Annotated in this window: 16 protein-coding genes and 3 tRNA genes; 4 read left to right on the forward strand and 15 right to left on the reverse strand. The window is 50.6% G+C overall.

All coding sequences use genetic code 11. The features are described 5' to 3' along the window. Positions 1–98: 98 nt before the first annotated feature. Entirely contained in the window at positions 99–1508 is a 1410-nt protein-coding gene (locus tag ACY2RQ_RS06745) for a diacylglycerol kinase family protein (RefSeq protein WP_490112198.1), read from the forward strand. A gap of 110 nt (positions 1509–1618) precedes the next feature. On the opposite strand, the gene ACY2RQ_RS06750 is transcribed toward ACY2RQ_RS06745, so the two are convergent. Next, positions 1619–2641 (reverse strand): DsbA family protein, encoded by a 1023-nt coding sequence (locus ACY2RQ_RS06750; protein WP_490112199.1) that lies wholly within the window; start codon positions 2639–2641, stop codon positions 1619–1621. Positions 2642–2997: 356 nt separating this feature from the next. On the opposite strand from ACY2RQ_RS06750, the gene ACY2RQ_RS06755 reads away from it, so the two are divergent. Then, positions 2998–3813, forward strand: coding sequence for a type 2 periplasmic-binding domain-containing protein (locus ACY2RQ_RS06755; RefSeq protein ID WP_490112200.1), 816 nt, complete (start codon positions 2998–3000; stop codon positions 3811–3813). A 17-nt stretch (positions 3814–3830) separates the two neighbouring features. Here ACY2RQ_RS06755 and ACY2RQ_RS06760 read toward each other — a convergent pair whose 3' ends face one another. From ACY2RQ_RS06760 to ACY2RQ_RS06770, 3 genes are all read right to left on the reverse strand, one after another. Further along, positions 3831–4088 (reverse strand): hypothetical protein, encoded by a 258-nt coding sequence (locus tag ACY2RQ_RS06760; RefSeq protein WP_490112201.1) that lies wholly within the window; start codon positions 4086–4088, stop codon positions 3831–3833. 143 nt (positions 4089–4231) lie between these two features. Continuing rightward, positions 4232–4308 (reverse strand) — tRNA-Val (locus tag ACY2RQ_RS06765). Between the two features lie 20 nt (positions 4309–4328). Further along, positions 4329–4405, reverse strand: a tRNA-Val gene (locus tag ACY2RQ_RS06770). A gap of 189 nt (positions 4406–4594) precedes the next feature. Between ACY2RQ_RS06770 and ACY2RQ_RS06775 the strand changes: the two genes are divergently transcribed. Beyond that, complete coding sequence (locus tag ACY2RQ_RS06775) at positions 4595–4873, forward strand: ComEA family DNA-binding protein (protein WP_490112202.1); 279 nt, start codon at positions 4595–4597, stop codon at positions 4871–4873. 212 nt (positions 4874–5085) lie between these two features. Here the strand turns inward: ACY2RQ_RS06775 and ACY2RQ_RS06780 are convergent. After that, positions 5086–5161 (reverse strand) — tRNA-Asn (locus ACY2RQ_RS06780). 110 nt (positions 5162–5271) lie between these two features. After that, positions 5272–6453, reverse strand: coding sequence for a pyridoxal phosphate-dependent aminotransferase (locus ACY2RQ_RS06785; protein ID WP_490112203.1), 1182 nt, complete (start codon positions 6451–6453; stop codon positions 5272–5274). Positions 6454–6568: 115 nt separating this feature from the next. Between ACY2RQ_RS06785 and uvrB the strand changes: the two genes are divergently transcribed. Beyond that, complete coding sequence (gene uvrB / locus ACY2RQ_RS06790) at positions 6569–8587, forward strand: excinuclease ABC subunit UvrB (protein WP_490112204.1); 2019 nt, start codon at positions 6569–6571, stop codon at positions 8585–8587. A 31-nt stretch (positions 8588–8618) separates the two neighbouring features. On the opposite strand, the gene nusG is transcribed toward uvrB, so the two are convergent. From nusG to hisC, 9 genes are all read right to left on the reverse strand, one after another. Then, positions 8619–9092 carry a transcription termination/antitermination protein NusG gene (gene nusG, locus ACY2RQ_RS06795; protein WP_490112205.1) on the reverse strand — a complete coding sequence of 158 codons (474 nt, stop codon included), beginning with the start codon at positions 9090–9092 and terminating at the stop codon, positions 8619–8621. Between the two features lie 18 nt (positions 9093–9110). Continuing rightward, positions 9111–9806: an orotidine-5'-phosphate decarboxylase gene (pyrF, locus tag ACY2RQ_RS06800; RefSeq protein ID WP_490112206.1), complete on the reverse strand. Its 696-nt coding sequence runs from the start codon at positions 9804–9806 to the stop codon at positions 9111–9113. Between the two features lie 123 nt (positions 9807–9929). Next, positions 9930–11105 (reverse strand): lipopolysaccharide assembly protein LapB, encoded by a 1176-nt coding sequence (gene lapB / locus ACY2RQ_RS06805; RefSeq protein ID WP_490112207.1) that lies wholly within the window; start codon positions 11103–11105, stop codon positions 9930–9932. Continuing rightward, on the reverse strand, positions 11106–11429 hold the full coding sequence (locus ACY2RQ_RS06810) for a LapA family protein (protein ID WP_490112208.1): 324 nt from the start codon (positions 11427–11429) through the stop codon (positions 11106–11108). Positions 11430–11497: 68 nt separating this feature from the next. Continuing rightward, positions 11498–11809, reverse strand: a complete 312-nt coding sequence (gene ihfB / locus ACY2RQ_RS06815; RefSeq protein ID WP_490112209.1) for an integration host factor subunit beta — start codon at positions 11807–11809, stop codon at positions 11498–11500. Between the two features lie 297 nt (positions 11810–12106). Next, positions 12107–13786, reverse strand: a complete 1680-nt coding sequence (gene rpsA / locus ACY2RQ_RS06820) for a 30S ribosomal protein S1 (protein WP_490112210.1) — start codon at positions 13784–13786, stop codon at positions 12107–12109. Between the two features lie 285 nt (positions 13787–14071). Then, positions 14072–14755: a (d)CMP kinase gene (cmk, locus tag ACY2RQ_RS06825; protein ID WP_490112302.1), complete on the reverse strand. Its 684-nt coding sequence runs from the start codon at positions 14753–14755 to the stop codon at positions 14072–14074. A 10-nt stretch (positions 14756–14765) separates the two neighbouring features. Then, a complete protein-coding gene (locus ACY2RQ_RS06830; protein WP_490112211.1) occupies positions 14766–17018 on the reverse strand; it encodes a bifunctional prephenate dehydrogenase/3-phosphoshikimate 1-carboxyvinyltransferase in 2253 nt (750 codons plus the stop codon). Continuing rightward, positions 17015–18136, reverse strand: coding sequence for a histidinol-phosphate transaminase (hisC, locus tag ACY2RQ_RS06835; RefSeq protein ID WP_490112212.1), 1122 nt, complete (start codon positions 18134–18136; stop codon positions 17015–17017). The genes ACY2RQ_RS06830 and hisC overlap by 4 nt, the downstream gene beginning before the upstream one ends. Positions 18137–18143 lie beyond the last annotated feature (7 nt).

Below are 18143 nucleotides of genomic sequence, written 5' to 3' on the forward strand. Positions count from 1 at the left end.
CCTTGTTTATTGTTAAGCACTCCTAACTTTTTCGTCACTGTAACCAAAGCGACTGCCTCTTAATGTCCTTTTCTATTCTTCTGAGGAGAACAGTGACCATGTCAGTCAGTGCATATGTACAAGACTCCCCTCCTGTCAGTTTTCGAGCGACCCTGATTCTGAATAAGAAACAGTGGGGCAGGTTTAGTAAACGCACCGTAGAACAGGTGGACTGTATATTTCACCTGAATGAAGGACGGCTGACAGCACGCAGTGACAAACAGCAAGAGCTTATATCCATCGCTGATTCCCGGGTTGTTGGCCTGGCACCACCCGGCCAAACCGCGCCAACAATTTCAGCACTGCTCTACTTTTCAGGGGAGAATGAAAAAATGAGACTGAACGAACAGTCCATTGCATTTGCCACCCCTGACGACCTCACATCGGCCAGATCATCCCTGCTGCAAAGCCTCTATAGCAATCCCGAAGGGCTTAAAGAACATCAGGTTATCGCTGTCGTCAACCCTGCAAAAGGCAAGAGAAAAGGTGAAGAAATCTGGCACAAGAGTGAGCGCACACTCAAAGCCGCTGGCATGACTGTTCTGGAGACTTATATTACTGAAAATAACGATACAACCATTGCCTATCTGCAGGAAAAACAACATGAACTTTCCCGGCTGCCGCAACAACCTATCTACCTGGCTGTCGGTGGTGATGGCACTATTCAGGCTATTATCAACGGCTGTACCAATAATGGAAAAGAGCAGCGGAGTATCACTGTCGGCACTATTCCCATTGGCGGTTCCCATGGGGTTGCCGCATCCCTGAGCCTGAAAGCTCCCCGCGCTTCGGATTATGCCACTTACTCCTTCCTGCAGGCCGTCCGCAGAAATATCCGCCAGGATATTTATCCACTGCTCTGCATCAGTGAAAACCCTAGAGGAGAAATCACTGAACAAAGGCTAGCTATAAATGGCTCTGATGGAGCTTTTATTCGGGATATGGATCTTACAGGCACAGCAGCAGAAGCAAGGGGGAAAAACAAAACTGCAGCTATGGCAAGTCAAGCCTTTTCATTTGTCGTGTCTCCCCCAGCCTACAGATACAAAGTAGAAACCACCGGAGAGCCAGGCAGAGACGCACCTTCAACGGAAAATACTGCTTTTCAGGGGTATCATCTGGTGGCTGCCTTTAATCTCCCTCTTGAAGGTTTTGGCTATCCCCTTTCCCCAACCGCCCACTCGAATAAGCCTGAATTTATATTTCAGTCTGTAAAAGAGCGAGAACTCCCAGATCTAAAAGACAGATTTCAAATGCTTACCGGCCTTGGCAGACCTGGCTCATTGTATGAAAGAACAGTCAGCAGTGAACCTGTAACTGCGGTAAGAATTACCAAAGTTGATGAAAGGGATGAAGATAAAGCTTTTACCGTCGATAGTGAGGCCGTCACGGCCCACTCCTATCACATCAAGAGCTGGTCTCACCCGATTCGTATGGTGGCATTGGAAAGTGTTCCCGCCAGAACCTGAATTGTAAGCACAAAATGATGCAGAACAGGCACTATTTAAAAACATCAAGAAGGACAATAAAAAACAGGAGACCTGAGTCTCCCATTCAATCATTCAATATTTCAATCGGATTACTGAATACCTGCGGCCTTACGTACTGCCTCAGCCAGGCCTTCACCCAGGTCCGCAGGCTGCAAAACCTTACCATTTACAAAGAAAGCCGGGGTTCCGGTTAACCCCAGACGCTCCGCTTCAGATTCCGCACGGGCCACTTTCTTTTCCGGACGATCAGATGCGAGACAGGTATTAAAAGCATCCATATCCAACTCTAACTGTTGAGCCAGGTTTACCCTGGATTCATCATTCAAAGCAGATTGCTGGGCATAAGCCGCTTTATTGTAATCCCAGAAACGACCCTGCTCGTCTGCGCAGACAGCACCCAGAGCCACTTCACGGGAAATACCGGTACTATTAATGGGAAAATCCATATACACCAGCTTGACCTTATCGCCCACACTTTCCATCAGCTTATCCATAGTTTCAGCGGCATGGGCACAATGGGGGCACTGATAATCGGCAAATTTCACCACTGTGACTTTCGCGTCCTTATTGCCTTTAAAGGGGAAACCGCTGATATCGATCACTGTCAAAGGTGCTTCAGGTTCAATAAGGGTCACCTTCATACCCATTTCACTGCGCAGCCGCTCGGTCAGTTTTGCACGTTTAGCCTGCATATCCTGGCTGATAAGGAAGTTACTTATACGATCTTTAACCTCTTCAAAAGGTACAGGAATACGCTCCTTGTTCTCATCATAAAAGCGCTGCACGTCCTCGTCTGAAGGCGTATTCAGATCCAGCACCTCCATAAGCACATCTTCCCGACTTTTGCCGCTAGCCTGCACTTTATCCTGAACAAAGATTTCACCGGCAGAGCTGGCCAGAATCTCACGTTTCCTACTCCAGGCATCTTTATCCACTTCATAAAGAGCACGGCCTGCGGCGGGAGGCAAGTCATTCACTGTGTAGTCTTTTCCCAGCAGAGACAGCACAACCTCCCCGGAAGAAGTGTTGTCACCCTGCATATAAAGGGCATATGTTAATCCCACACCGAGGACAACACCAAAAGCCAATGCGATTAGCACACGTAGATTCATAGGAATGTTTCACTGTTTTGTATTTATTCCTGAAAATCCTAGGCAGTCGGGCTCCTCGGGTCAACCCACAGAGCAAAATTCGTACAATTCTATACAAACCCTTTCATCACAACATCACCATTCAGACAGCCCCGATGAAACGCCCTTTGGAAACAGGCAGTACATCAGATACCAGAATTATTAATTCGGGCTTATTCCCCAGTTCTCTGACACTCTACCTTTAAACCATCGGGCAACTGTCGAATAACAGAATCCGTAAAATCCATACTGATAAAACCTGACAACTACATAAAATTGTATTTACCACTCAGTACATCGAGAATATCCTTACTGTCCGGTCAGGACAACAGAAACACATGACCACAATGAAAAGCAGTTATCGTAACTGGACACGCCAAGTGATTCTGGCCACCGCCTTGTCCATCGCCACAAACGCACAAACCACGGACTGCAAATCTATCATTCTATCAGGCCCACCGGATTTTCCTCCCGCTGTCTGGAGTGATTATATTGAGATTCACGGGGCGGCCAGAGACTTACTGCAGACTGCCCTTGAAAAGCAGGGCATTAAAATTGTCACAGACCATGTTGGCGGTTACAGGCGCGTCTTGAAATCCCTTAAAGAAGGACGCATACATCTGGCCCTGGGCATTCCTAATGACGACAGTACCAGCCAATACGCAGACTTTATCGACGAACCCCTTTACAACCACAGTCTGACGGTTCTGGTACGGCGTAACAGCACTATAAACCCAGCCAGCTGGGAAGACCTCGCCAACCTGAAAGGTGCCATGCCCGGAGAACTTTCTATCAAGAACGTCTTTGCTCCTGATTCACATCCAAAAGCTCTGATCCGCACATTTACGCCAAATCTTGCCCTGAAAATGCTGTCCATTGGCCGCGTTGATTACACCATCTATCCCACCATTCAGGATGACCTTTTTGTTTCCCTCCTTAATCTTGAAGGCCAGTTTCGGAAAATCCCCCTGACCAGTCAGAATATTCCCTTACATGCGGCTATCTCACGCAACACAAACTGCAACATCCCTAAGCAGGCTATTACGGAATCGTTGCGGGATCTAAAGAAATCAGGACAGGCAGAACAGATAATTAATGACAGTCTGTATAAATGGATGAATTATCAGCTAAAAAAAAGGGATAAGAAGAAGTAGGCCAAAGAAGCTCGCAATCAATGCTTCAGATAAGTGGGCAAGGTGTTGAGGGTTCTCCCCCCTGAAGGGCCGGTTGCCATCTTTTTTTCATAATCTTCACAAATCGCAAGATAGCGGGACAAAACATTTAAAGGCAGGTCACGCCAGTTGTAATAGGTATTCTCCAGCGCATTATTCAGTAATACCTGGCCAATAAAAGCTGTACGTCCACATGCTGAGTCTGCGGGATACAAAGCTTCAATTCCATCAAGAATTCTTTGTGTTTCCTTGCTCATACTCTGTTCCAAATCGACCCCTTTGCCTTATTGTAGGCAGAGGAAGAATGGACAACATCTTTATATAGCCAAACCCTCTTTGAGATTTCTTGTTATTTCCTTTAAAAGCAAAAAACCCACCTCCTATGGAGGCAGGTTTTTATTGGTAGGCGGTACTGGAGTCGAACCAGCGACCTCTGCCATGTCAAGGCAACGCTCTAACCAGCTGAGCTAACCGCCTAAAATTTTTTAACTTCCTTTTGGTAGACGGTACTGGAGTCGAACCAGCGACCTCTGCCATGTCAAGGCAACGCTCTAACCAGCTGAGCTAACCGTCTGCAAATGACGCCGCGTAAGATACCGTCGGAAGCGCCAAAACACAACCCCCTACAGCTATTTTCACCCTGGCAGATTACCCTCTGCGTCAATTCTTTGCCAGCATTTCCCTCTATATGGCCTCACTATTGCGACCAGGTAATCGATTGACTACACCTTGAAATGAACACCCAATACCGGAGTACACGAGTATGCTTAAGAAGTTACTATCAACAGTATTTATTTCCTCTGTTTTAATCCTTTCACCAGCCTGGGCATCTGAATCACAGCCCCAGAAAGTGAATATCAATACAGCAAGCGCAGAAACCCTGGATAAAGAATTAAAATACGTAGGCGCAAAAACAGCCCAGAAAATTGTTGATTACCGCAAAGAACATGGAAATTTCAAAACACCTGAAGAAATGACCAAAGTACGCGGAATTGGTTTACAGATCATCGAAGCTAATCGTACTATTCTAACAACAGAATAATCTTCCTTTCAGACAAAAGCCGCCTGCAAAGGTGGCTTTTTCATTTCTATAGAATTATTACCACCTGAGGCATCGTCTCAAACAATCAAGAGCCAATAAAATCCTACTTAATGCACATAACCTCACTAAATCGTGATACTGGAAAATATTCAGTAATATAGAAATAAGAACCATTCAGAATGGTTAATGAGGAAACGAGGGCATAAAAAATCTGGCTCCCCGAGCTGGACTCGAACCAGCGACCCAATGATTAACAGTCATTTGCTCTACCAACTGAGCTATCGGGGAATCACCATTAAAGTGTGGCGCAGTTTACTAATCCACACATTGATGGTCAATATCATAGATGAAGAAATAAAGGCCAGAAGAGAAAGCCTGCTGACCGTACCCTTACAGGTTTACTTCGCCAGGAAAGCTTCCAGACGATCAATCGCCTTATCAAGGTTTTCCAAACTGGTGGCAAAGGACAGCCTCATATACCCTGGAGTGCCAAAGGCTGAGCCAGGTACCAGAGCAATACCCGCGCCCAGCAGCGCTTCTGCGTAATCGACATCAGACTCATAACCAGCCTTTTTCATCGCGTCAGAAAAATCGGGAAAGCTGTAAAAGGCACCATCCGCCGGAAGGGTGCTGACACCCGGCAGAGTATTCAACCGCTTAAGCACATGGTCATGACGCTCTTTAAATACGGAGACCATCTCCTTCACACACTCTTGGGAACCATTAAGCGCTGCTTCCGCAGCAGCCTGAGCAATGGAACAAGGGTTGGAAGTACTCTGAGACTGGATCTTCTTCATGCTCTTTACCAGCCACTCAGGTCCACCCACATAACCAATGCGCCAACCGGTCATGGAGTAAGCCTTGGAGACTCCATTCATCACCACCGCGCGGTCATACAGCCCAGGGCAAACATTAACGATATTGGCAAAAGGCTCATCCCCCCAGAGGATATGCTCATACATATCATCGGTCGCCACCATCACATTGGGGTATTCCAGCAGCACCTCACCCAGAGCCTTAAGCTCAGCCTTGGTATAAGCCATCCCTGTGGGGTTAGACGGACTGTTCAATACAAACAGACGGGTTTTCTCAGTCAATGCTTCGCGCAACTGGGAAGCTGTAATTTTGAAGCGCTGCTCAGCACCCGTTTCAACAATCACCGGCACACCTTCAGCAATACGCACCATATCCGGATAAGACACCCAGTAAGGGGCAGGAATCACCACCTCATCACCGGGGTTCAACAGCGCCAGCGCCATATTAAAGAAACTGTGTTTACCACCGGCAGACACCAAAATCTGTGACGGTTTGTAATCCAGATTATTATCTCGCTTAAACTTGCCAATAATCGCCTGCTTCAGCGACGGCGTGCCATCCACGGCCGTGTATTTAGTCTGACCAGCATGAATCGCTGCAATGGCCGCCTCTTTAATATGGTTCGGAGTATCAAAATCCGGCTCACCTGCACCGAGGCCGATAATATCTTTCCCGGATGCTCGTAATTCTGCAGCACGTGTGGTCACGGCCAGTGTAGGTGAAGGCTTGACCGCCTGCACTCGCTGGGAAAGTTGTTCTGCCACTTCTTATCTCCCCTTGAAATCCGTGGATGACTTTATTTCGCTGAAGGCTTTATTTCGCTGAAGGCTCCATGCAAACTGATGTATGATACCCCACCATGACTGCAGCAGGAACCCGATGACCCAGAGTTCACCCTCTCTCGAGGTGGTTTCACCGTTTAAACCCGCCGGAGACCAGCCCGGCGCCATCAAAACCCTTGTCAATGGTGCTCTGTCGGGCCTTGCCTGCCAGACACTTCTCGGTGTAACCGGTTCCGGCAAAACATTTACCGCCGCCCACGTTATCGCCAGCCTTCAGCGCCCCACCCTGATCATGGCCCCCAACAAAACCCTGGCGGCACAGCTCTATGGTGAGTTTAAAGGATTCTTCCCAAAAAACTCCGTGGAGTATTTTGTTTCCTACTACGACTACTACCAGCCCGAGGCTTATGTTCCGTCATCAGATACATTTATAGAAAAAGACGCATCCATTAACGAACATATTGAGCAGATGCGGCTTTCTGCCACCAAGGCACTGCTGGAACGGGAAGATGCCATCATCATTGCAACAGTCTCATCCATCTATGGCCTGGGCGACCCCAAGTCCTACCTGAAAATGATGATGCACCTCGATAGAGGAGACAGAATAGATCAGCGGGGTGTTCTGCGCCGCCTGGCAGAGCTTCAATACACCCGCAATGATATGGAACTGAAGCGGGCCACTTACCGGGTACGGGGGGATGTGATTGATATTTTCCCGGCGGAATCAGAGAAAGAAGCTGTACGACTGGAGTTGTTTGATGAGGAACTGGAAACCATCAGCTGGTTTGACCCGTTAACCGGCGAAGTACTGCGCAAGGTTCCCCGGGTGACCATCTATCCAAAATCCCACTATGTGACTCCGCGGCAAACCATTCTGGATGCGGTTGACGCTATCAAGCTCGAACTGGATGAGCGCCTTAAATTCCTGCGGGATAACGATAAACTGGTGGAAGCCCAGCGTCTGGAGCAGCGTACACGCTTTGATATCGAAATGATGCTGGAGCTGGGTTACTGCACAGGTATTGAAAACTACTCACGCTACCTCTCTGGTCGCGAACCGGGACATCCACCACCAACACTGTTCGATTATCTGCCGGATAATGCCCTGCTGCTGATAGACGAATCCCATGTCACTGTGCCCCAGGTGGGTGCCATGTACAAAGGAGACAGGTCGCGCAAGGAGACACTGGTCAGCTATGGCTTTCGGTTGCCATCAGCCCTGGACAACCGGCCCATGATGTTTGAGGAGTGGGAAAACAAACGGCCGCAGACCATTTTCATCTCAGCGACTCCCGGCCCCTACGAAGCGGAACATCAGGACCAGGTCGCCGAGCAAGTTGTACGCCCCACAGGTCTTGTAGACCCGGAAATCGAAGTTCGCCCGGCCACCACCCAGGTTGATGACCTGATGAATGAAATCCAGGAGCGCACATCAAAAGGCGACAGGGTTCTGGTCACCACCCTGACCAAACGTATGTCGGAAGATTTAACCGAGTACCTCCATGAAAATGGCGTACGAGTACGCTATCTCCACTCCGATATTGATACAGTGGAGCGGGTGGAGATTATCCGGGATCTGCGCCTTGGGGTCTTTGATGTTCTGGTGGGCATCAACCTGCTGCGGGAAGGCCTGGATATGCCGGAAGTCTCTCTTGTAGCCATACTGGATGCCGACAAGGAAGGCTTTCTGCGCAGCGAACGGTCACTGATCCAGACCATTGGCCGAGCCGCTCGAAACCTTAATGGCAAAGCCATTCTCTATGCCGACAATATCACCGGCTCAATGCAGCGGGCCATCGACGAAACAGAACGCCGCAGAAAGAAACAACAGGACTTCAACAAGAAACACAAAATCACACCGAAGAGCATCAGCAAAAATATCACCGATATTATGGAAGGTGCTGTTCCCGGTCGCAGCGGAAGACTAAAACAGAAAGCGGCAGAAACCCGCGGGGAATACAAAGCGACAACGACGCACTCACCAGACGAAATCGCCAAAACCATTAAAAAGCTGGAAAAACAAATGTATACCCACGCCCGCAACCTGGAGTTCGAGGAAGCGGCGAAAACACGGGATGAGATAGAAAAACTCAGAGAAGAATTGCGCACATCATAAAATGTGCGCAATTGAAGAACATCAAGCAGTGTTAGGTCCTTACATCCTCCAATTTAGCTTTCACCGGGCGCTGACTATTGAGAATATTAATTAAAACAATACAGCGCTCCTCTCCCCTGTCGCACTGATAAACCGCCTCAAAGCCTTTGAACGGGCCATCAACAAGTACAACTGACTGCCCTTTCTCAAACTGAGAGTATTTATGTTTAGTGACAATATTTTCATGGCTTAACAAGCTCTGAATAAACTCTTCAGAAATCCGTGCATGCCAGTCACCAAATTTCACAAATCCGGACACGCCTCGGGTAGAGCGCACCCTGTCCCAACGCCGACCACCTTCAAGACTGTCGTCACGAAGGAAAATGTAGCCAGGAAAAAGCGGTTCTGGTTTTCGCCTTCTGCATATCAACATAGGGCAGTATGCCTCAAAATCCTGGTTCTCAAGATTATCTACCGCACGCAACTCTTGCCGCGGACGGGCTTTTAGCACGAACCACTCATCCATAAGTACCACCAACTGCGATTACTGCAGAGTTGTTATTATATCGTGTAGCGTCGCAACCGGGTCCTCTGCCTGAGTTACCGGACGGCCTATAACTAAATAGTCACTGCCATTATCCATGGCCTGCTCCGGCGTTACAATACGACGGTGGTCACACTTATCAGAGCCCGCAGGCCGTATGCCAGGTGTTATCAGGGCAAATTGCGGGCCAAGGGAAGAGTTCAGCATGGAAGCTTCCTGGGCCGAGCAGACCACACCATCCATACCACTTTCTTTTGCTAGAGATGCCAGTTTCATAACATGCCTCTGAGCAGAAGGAATTCCCAACTCCTGAAGATCCTCTTCACCCATACTGGTCAAAACAGTCACAGCAATCAGCAGCGGCTGACGACCAGTGCGGGCATCAAGCACATTACGGCAAGCCTCCATCATTCTCCGGCCACCACTGGCATGCACATTCACCATCCACACACCCAGACGTGCCGCAGCCTCTACAGCCTTACTGGTAGTATTGGGAATATCGTGGAACTTGAGATCAAGGAAAACATCAAAGCCTTTTGTCTGAAGCTGCTCAACAACATCCGGACCTGATGATGTAAACAACTCCTTCCCCACCTTTACCCTGCACAGGGCCGGATCCAGCCTGTCAGCCATGGCCAGGGCTTGGTCTGCAGCAGGGTAATCCAATGCAACAATGAGGGGACTGTTAGAGGCCATAAACGGTTTCCTGAGTTCGTCGAAATGAGCTTTCGGTGTGACAATTCGATATACATCCGGACGCGAAGTATAAAGAAAGATGCTCAGAAATGACACGAAACCCTGTTTCAGAGCGCCATCCCGCTACCCCCCTTCCAACCCCATAATTGGAGCCACTGTGCCCCAGTTATGGCACTTCGGGCAATACCAGTAAAGCTCCTTGCCATCAAAGCCACAATGGCCACAGCGGTACACAGGGCGGGAATCCTCTAGACGCCCCGTCAAATCCCTTAACAACACCAGATTCTGCCGGGCCCGGCCTTCAGACATCTGCAGATGAATATCAATCAGTGCATTCAGCCCCTTCAGAGACGGACGACGGATAATCTGTTCAGCCACAAAACGGCCAGCCTCTTTTTCACCCTGCTGTTGAGCTATTTGCCGGGCGGATGCCATCACCACAGCCGATGAAGGATAGTCTTTTAAACAGCGTCCGAGATAGGAAGTCAATCCCCTCGCCGACCGAAGATGACGGTAACACTGCTCCAGCAAGGGAAGACTTTCGGAAACGAAGCGATGATCCTGATGAACAATACGCTCCAGGGATCTTATGGCATCCCGGTAATTCCCTGCCTGCAACTCAGACGTCCCCTGGAGCAGGGACACTCTGACGTTATTACGATGGGATTGCTCAGCCTGTCTGAGATATTTTCTGACAACCAAAGCACCACCATGCTTGATACTCTTTTCTGCCAACTCGCAATAATAGTGGGACAAACGAAACGAATACTCTTCCGCAAGAGAACCCCGTAGCCGGTCTACCAGTTCAATCGCCTGTCCCCACTCTTTTTCAGTCTCATAAACCGAAAGCAGGGCATTAAATGCCTCTTTCCAGCCAGGCCAGCTCTGGCGAACAATATCTTCCAGCAGCGCCTCGGCACGGTCAAACAGACCCGCCTTAATATAATCCCTGGCCAGCTCCAGCTGCACATTCAGCATCTGTTCACGGGTCAGGCTTGGACGGGCCAGAAGATCCTGGTGAGCCTGAATCGCTTTATCCAGCTCCCCCCGCTGGCGAAACAGCCGTCCAAGCACAACAAATGTTTCCACCGTATCACTGTTAACCTCCAGCGCCCGAATAAAGCTCTCAATCGCTTCATCGGTCTGCTCATTCAGCAAATAATTCAGGCCCACAAAGTATTCACTGGACAAAGCATCGGTTTCGACACGGGACATCCTGCGTCTCCTCTCCGCCCGGCCTATGAAAAAGCCGATACCGAGAGAAACAAGAATCAGGATAAAGATCGCAATATCAAGCATTCAGGAAGACAGCCCCCGCAAGGCGCTGACCCGCAACTTCTGCAGCTCGGCATCACGTCTTTTCAGTTTCCGTTGCAGACTGCGGTTGCGCAGGGTCAACCGGAACATAGACAGCAGGCAGATAGCCAACCCCAGCAAGGCACCAAGAAAAAAGACGAGGAATAATACAAGAGAGAAAGGCAGTGGATCAGTGGTCCAGCTCCAAAACCCAACGGAAACAGAAGCCGTGTTAGCCAGCATCAAGCCAGCAAATGAAACAATCAAAACAGCACATAACAGGACGTATCCCATTATCTGCACAAATTTACGCAGTCCGGTCAGCATATCAGCATATTTCAGAAAAGGTTTTAACCAACGCCTTCCACCAGGAACAGGGAAGAATCCGGGATCTGTTATCGATTACGCAAACGGTTACCAGCCAGTAACGACTCATTGACCCGCTCACGGAGTTCTTTACCAGGCTTGAAATGGGGAACATATTTCCCGGTCAGGTCAACGGCGTCACCGGTTTTCGGGTTACGGCCAACACGGGGGGAACGGAAATGCAGGGAAAAGCTGCCAAATCCCCTGATCTCTATACGGTGCCCGGAAGCCAGCACGCTGGATAAATCTTCAATAATAGCTTTTACCGCCAGCTCTACATCCCTGAATGCCAGCTGACCTTGCCGCTCGGCTATCCGTTCGATCAGTTCCGATCGGGTCATCACCTGCCCCCTTCTGCCTTAGCAGGAAAGCGTCCCTATTAAAATAAGTCCTTCAAAACAATACCCGAACGGCTATTTCGGGCACTGAAGCCCCAAATTAGCTAATCTGCTGTAAGGAATCAAGCGACGATAGCTGCAACCTCTTGATAGAACATACAAAACCTCCTGTTCCACCCAAAAGGCAGACATAAAAAACCGCAGGAATCCTCAAAAAGGATACCTGCGGCCTTTGGTATATTACCACCCTCTATTCAGACGGTAATAGTGAAAACACCGACGGTAATAGTGAAAACAGTTTTACTTGTTTTCCATCTGCGCCTTGATCAGGTCGCCGATGGTGGTCGGACCACCAACTTCAACGTCCTGCTTGGTACGCAGTTCTTTCATAGCCACTTTTTCGTCGGCTTCGTCTTTGGCCTTGATGGACAGGCTGATCACGCGGTTCTTACGGTCAACGCTAACGATCTTGGCTTCAACTTCTTCACCGGCTTTCAGCAGAGTGGTCGCGTCTTCAACACGGTCACGGCTGATTTCAGAAGCTTTCAGAGTACCTTCAACTTCTTCGGCCAGGGTGATAACAGCAGCCTTGGCAGTCACTTCTTTCACGGTACCGGTTACGATAGTACCCTTCTGGTTTGCGTCAACCCAGTTTGCGAACGGATCGTTCTGCAGCTGCTTGATACCCAGGGAGATACGCTCACGCTCCGCGTCGATGGACAGGATAACCGCTTCAACTTCCTCGCCCTTCTTGTAGTTACGTACAGCGTCTTCGCCAGTTTCGTTCCAGCTGATATCGGACAGGTGAACCAGGCCGTCGATACCGCCGGGCAGACCGATGAAGATACCGAAATCAGTGATGGACTTGATGGTTCCCTTGAGGACGTCACTCTTGTTGCTGCTGGAAGCAAACTCTTCCCAGGGATTCTGCTTACACTGCTTAACCCCCAGAGAGATACGCCGACGCTCTTCGTCGATATCCAGAACCATAACTTCAACTTCATCACCCTGGTTAACAACCTTGCTCGGGTGAATGTTCTTGTTGGTCCAGTCCATTTCGGAAACATGTACCAGACCTTCAACGCCTTCTTCCAGCTCAACGAAGCAGCCGTAGTCAGTCAGGTTGGTTACGTGCCCGGTGACCTTGGTGCCTTCGGGGAAGCGTGCCTTGATAGCAACCCAGGGATCTTCGCCCAGCTGCTTCAGCCCCAGGGATACACGATTGCGATCGCGGTCAAACTTCAGAACCTTAACGTTGATCTCGTCACCAACATTCACGATTTCGCTCGGATGCTTGATACGCTTCCAGGCCATATCGGTGATGTGCAGCAGACCGTCAACACCGCCCAGATCTACGAACGCGCCGTAGTCGGTCAGGTTCTTAACGATACCCTTGATTTCCAGACCTTCCTGCAGGGATTCCAGCAGCTGCTCACGCTCAGCGGAGTTTTCAGCTTCCAGAACCGCACGACGGGAAACAACAACGTTGTTGCGTTTCTGGTCCAGCTTGATAACTTTGAAGTCCAGCTCTTTGCCTTCCAGGTGCGCAGTATCGCGAACCGGACGCACATCAACCAGAGAACCGGGCAGGAACGCGCGGATGGTGTTGACATCAACAGTGAAGCCACCCTTGACCTTGCCGCTGATAACACCCTTGACGATTTCTTCGGAAGCGAATGCAGACTCCAGACCAGTCCATGCTTCAGCGCGCTTGGCCTTCTCACGGGACAGACGGGTTTCACCGAAACCGTCTTCTACTGCATCCAGGGCAACCTGTACAGTGTCGCCAATCTGGATGGCCATTTCGCCATTGTCATCACGGAACTGCTCGGCGGGGATAACGCCTTCAGATTTCAGACCCGCGTGAACGATAACCCAATCACCGTCGATATCGACCACGAGACCATCAATGATGGAACCGGGCTTCATTTCGATTTCTTTCAGGCTCTCTTCAAAGAGTTCAGCAAAGCTGTCAGTCATTCTAAATCCTGTGTAATACTGCAAAAGAGCACCAGGAACCCGGTGGTAATACAGTATATTTACTCCACGCCACCAGCCTGCGTGGTCAAACAATGTTGGGAGAGCAACCTGCGCTGGCTTTCGTCCCCTGAACCTTACGGCTCAGTTAACATGGCTGCTGTTCCACTGTTAGCCGGTACAAAACCGGAATTCATTACAACACCCGAACCTGAATAAATCAGATCCGGTGACAATTTATCTATTCTGTTGCCATTTGTTTTCTTGGTCAGATACCAAAATCCGCTTTCATATAATGCCCCGACTGCGCATTTCGTCGAGCACCTGACCCAACACTTCCTGGATGGTCAGTTTAGTGCTGTCCAGTACGATTGCATCATCCGCAGGCTTCATGGGTGCGACAACGCGACTGCTATCCCGCTCATCCCTTGCCTGAATATCCGCCAAAAGGCGGTCAAGGCTAACATCCACGCCCTGCTGTTGCAACTGCAGGAACCGCCGGCGGGCACGTTCTTTCGCTGAGGCGGTCAGGTATATCTTCAGAGGAGCCTCGGTAAAGACCACCGTTCCCATATCCCGGCCGTCAGCCACCAACCCGGGAGTCTCGGCAAATGCCCGCTGACGGGACAAAAGCGCATCGCGAACGGCAGGTAGTGCAGCGATTTTGGAGGCGCTGAGACCTACTTCTTCCTGGCGAATGGCCGTTTCCACGTGCTCACCCTCCAGTACGATATTGGTCTCACCGCTTTCAGCAACGTCAAACTGCACATCCAGATGTGCGGCCAGCACATGCAGGGACTCTTCGTCATCCAGCGCGACGCCATGATTAATAGCAGCCAGCGCCGTCAGACGATAGAGAGCACCACTGTCGAGCAAATGCCAGCCCAGCTCCCGGGCCAGCAGGCCGGCTACAGTTCCTTTACCTGATCCACCCGGTCCGTCAATGGTGACGACCGGTACCTTGCTATCAATCACTGTTGTTTCAGCTTTCCATCTGTTCCAGATTCAGCCCCACAGAGTGAGCCAGATCTACAAAATTGGGGAAGGATGTCGCCACATTGGCGCAATCCAGAATACGTATTTCATCCCTGGCCCGCAGGGATGCAACAGCAAAGGCCATGGCGATACGGTGATCACCATGACTGTGTACAGTGCCACCACCGAACACACCGGCTTCGATTGAGCCGGGAACAAGCATACCGTCCGGCAGAGCCTGGGCCTGAATACCCAGGGCGTTCAGGCCATCAGCCATAGACTGTATACGATCACTCTCTTTCACTCTGAGTTCTTCCGCACCCTTGAGCACTGTATCACCTTCAGCACAGGCAGCTGCAACAAACAGAACCGGGAATTCATCAATAGCCAGAGGCACCAGATGTTCAGGAATTTCGATACCTTTCAGCTGCGCGGAGCGTACCCGAATGTCAGCCACTGGCTCACCACCCACTTCCCGCTGACTACTCAGGGTAATATCTGCACCCATCAGCTGAAGGATATCAATGATACCCGTCCGGGTCGGGTTAATACCCACATGGGTCAGCAGCAAATCGGAGTTTGGCGCGATAGAACCCGCCACCAGGAAAAAGGCCGCCGAGGAAATATCCGCAGGCACCTCAATCTTTTCTACGGCAGTAAGTTCACCACCACCCTGCACAGACACAAGACCATCCTTGCGGGACACGGCACAACCAAGCCCGGACAGCATACGCTCCGTATGGTCACGGGTAATGCCCGGTTCACGAACAGAGGTTTCACCCTCCGCGTAGAGCCCCGCCAGCAGCAGGCAGGATTTTACCTGAGCGGAAGCCATAGGCATATCATAATGAATACCGGACAACGACTGGCCACCACGAATAACCAGCGGAGGACGTCCACCTTCAGAGGTTTCGATCTCCGCCCCCATCTGCATCAGAGGTCTTACTACACGACCCATGGGACGACGGGAGAGAGACTCATCCCCGGTCAGGGTGACATCAAAATTCTGGGACGCCATCAGGCCAGCCATCAGACGCATGGCGGTTCCGGCATTACCCAGATACAGAGGCCCGGGAGGCGCCTGCAGACCATGCAGACCGACACCATATATGGTGACTTTGCCATCCTGGGGACCTTCAATCACAACCCCCATATCACGGAATGCCTGCAATGTGGCCAGAGCGTCTTCCCCTTCCAGGAATCCGGACACCTCGGTTACACCATTGGCCAGGGCACCCAGCATAATGGAACGGTGGGAAATGGATTTATCTCCCGGAACACGCAGGGTGCCGGTAACAGAACCGCCCGGACGAGCGTTATAAACGACAGAATCAGTGCTCATAGATTTAAGGTATGACTGGTTTTCCAGTATTCGGGTGAAATGTTCGCGGGCAGACTTGGCGCGATTAATCACACCAATCATCGCCTGACTGTCGCCCTGTTCTACAGCAGCGTACATGGCTTTCAAACCCTGGGAAAACTCATCCAGGGCGGAGAGCAGCGCATCCCGGTTAGCGACAAAAACATCATGCCACATGGTCGGGTCACTGGCAGCGATACGGGTAAAGTCCCGAAAGCCACCAGCGGCATAACGAAAGATTTCCTGGCGATCAGGATCGCCGGCCAGTGTATCCACCAGGGAGAAGGCGAGCAGATGGGGAAGATGACTGGTACGGGCCAGAACATGGTCATGGTGCCCCACATCCATATCCAGAACGATAGCACCTACCCGCTCCCACATTTCCCGGGTCAGGCGGACAGCTCCCACGCTGTTTTCCGGCAAAGAAGTGACAATTACTTTATGGGCTTCATAAAGGTCGGCACGGGCCGCACTGACACCACTCTTTTCGGAACCGGCAATGGGGTGCCCAGGAACAAAACCAGCCAGAGCCTCGCCAAAACATTCCCGGGCCACAGCAACCACATCCTGCTTGCAGCTGCCCACATCAGTAATCACTTTGCCGGACAGATCAAGCCGGGCAACATCCCGTACCAGGGCCGACATCACCAATACGGGCACCGCCAGAACAATAATATCTGCCCGGGCGACACCTTCAGCGAGGGAGGTTGCGGAAGAATCAATAATTCCTCGCTCTCCGGCCAGAATCAGAGACTGCTCATCCCGGTCAAAGGCAATGACCTCCTGACAAACCCTGCGAAAGGTTAATGCCGCCGCCAGAGAGCCACCTATAAGACCCAGGCCGACAACAAGCACCTTGGCACGGGAAAGTACCGGCCAGTTCTGGTTGACAGCACTCATTCTGGCGCAACCTCTGCCAGAGCTTCAGGTAAGGCTTTCAGGAACGCATCGTTCTCTATCCGTGTTCCCACAGAAACCCGTAAATGGCGGGGCAGGCCATAACCGGTGACCGGGCGCACAATAACGCCTTTATGGAGCAAAGCCTGAAAAACAGCTTCACCACTGCGGCCGGTATCAAAGGTGATAAAATTACCCAGGGAAGGAATAAACGACAACTCAAGAGCAGTTAAGCCTTCTTCGAGCTGCTTCAGTCCCTGACTGTTCAATTTTCGACTGCGCTGAACATAGTCATCATCATTCAGGACAGCCACCGCTGCAGCCAGAGCCGCGCTGTTAGCATTAAAAGGCTGACGCACCCGGTTCAGAATATCAGCCACATCAACAGACGACACACAGTAACCAATCCGCAGACCAGCCAATCCGTAAATTTTAGAGAAGGTCCGAGTAACAATCAGATTCGGATAACTGTCCAGCCATTGCAGACCATTGGGATATTCAGGGTTATCAATATATTCGCAGTAGGCTTCATCCAGCACTACCAGAACATTTTCAGGTATCTTTTCCAGAAATCCTGACACAGCGTCACGGTTCAACCAGGTACCGGTCGGGTTATTGGGGTTGGCAATAAAAACGACACGAGTCTTATACGTAATAGCTTCCGCCATGGCATTCAGATCATGGCCATAAGCCACCGCTGGTACGGCCACGGGCTTTCCGCTGGCCGCCAGGGTAGAGATGGGATAGACCGCAAAGGCATGCTCGGAGAAAACCACTTCATCTCCGGGCATAACCCAGCCCCGGACAATCAAATCCAGCACATCGTTAGAACCATTACCCAGGGTAATCGTTTCGGGAGCAACATCCAGCTTTTCCGACAAAGCCTGTTTTAACAGGAAACCATTACCATCGGGATAACGGGCCAGCTCTTTCAACTCATCATTAATCGCCTGCAGGGCCATAGACGACGGCCCCAAAGGGTTTTCGTTACTGGCCAGCTTAACAATATGTTTTTCATCCAAGGCCAGTTCACGGGCCAGTTCAGCTACGGGCTTCCCTGGCTGATAAGGACTCAGACTGCCCACCCCGGTGGCAGCCCGGGCAATAAAATCACAACTCACCCATTCA

This window comes from Parendozoicomonas sp. 209JJ7-1, assembly GCF_058147085.1.

Bases quoted from the DNA above. Each gene is read 5' to 3' on its own strand.
- ACY2RQ_RS06745 (WP_490112198.1), top strand. From the start codon at position 99: ATGTCAGTCAGTGCATATGTACAAGACTCCCCTCCTGTCAGTTTTCGA.
- ACY2RQ_RS06750 (WP_490112199.1), bottom strand. From the start codon at position 2,641: ATGAATCTACGTGTGCTAATCGCATTGGCTTTTGGTGTTGTCCTCGGT.
- ACY2RQ_RS06755 (WP_490112200.1), top strand. From the start codon at position 2,998: ATGACCACAATGAAAAGCAGTTATCGTAACTGGACACGCCAAGTGATT.
- ACY2RQ_RS06760 (WP_490112201.1), bottom strand. From the start codon at position 4,088: ATGAGCAAGGAAACACAAAGAATTCTTGATGGAATTGAAGCTTTGTAT.
- ACY2RQ_RS06775 (WP_490112202.1), top strand. From the start codon at position 4,595: ATGCTTAAGAAGTTACTATCAACAGTATTTATTTCCTCTGTTTTAATC.
- uvrB (WP_490112204.1), top strand. From the start codon at position 6,569: ATGACCCAGAGTTCACCCTCTCTCGAGGTGGTTTCACCGTTTAAACCC.
- nusG (WP_490112205.1), bottom strand. From the start codon at position 9,092: ATGGATGAGTGGTTCGTGCTAAAAGCCCGTCCGCGGCAAGAGTTGCGT.
- pyrF (WP_490112206.1), bottom strand. From the start codon at position 9,806: ATGGCCTCTAACAGTCCCCTCATTGTTGCATTGGATTACCCTGCTGCA.
- lapB (WP_490112207.1), bottom strand. From the start codon at position 11,105: ATGCTTGATATTGCGATCTTTATCCTGATTCTTGTTTCTCTCGGTATC.
- ACY2RQ_RS06810 (WP_490112208.1), bottom strand. From the start codon at position 11,429: ATGCTGACCGGACTGCGTAAATTTGTGCAGATAATGGGATACGTCCTG.
- ihfB (WP_490112209.1), bottom strand. From the start codon at position 11,809: ATGACCCGATCGGAACTGATCGAACGGATAGCCGAGCGGCAAGGTCAG.
- rpsA (WP_490112210.1), bottom strand. From the start codon at position 13,786: ATGACTGACAGCTTTGCTGAACTCTTTGAAGAGAGCCTGAAAGAAATC.
- ACY2RQ_RS06830 (WP_490112211.1), bottom strand. From the start codon at position 17,018: ATGAGTGCTGTCAACCAGAACTGGCCGGTACTTTCCCGTGCCAAGGTG.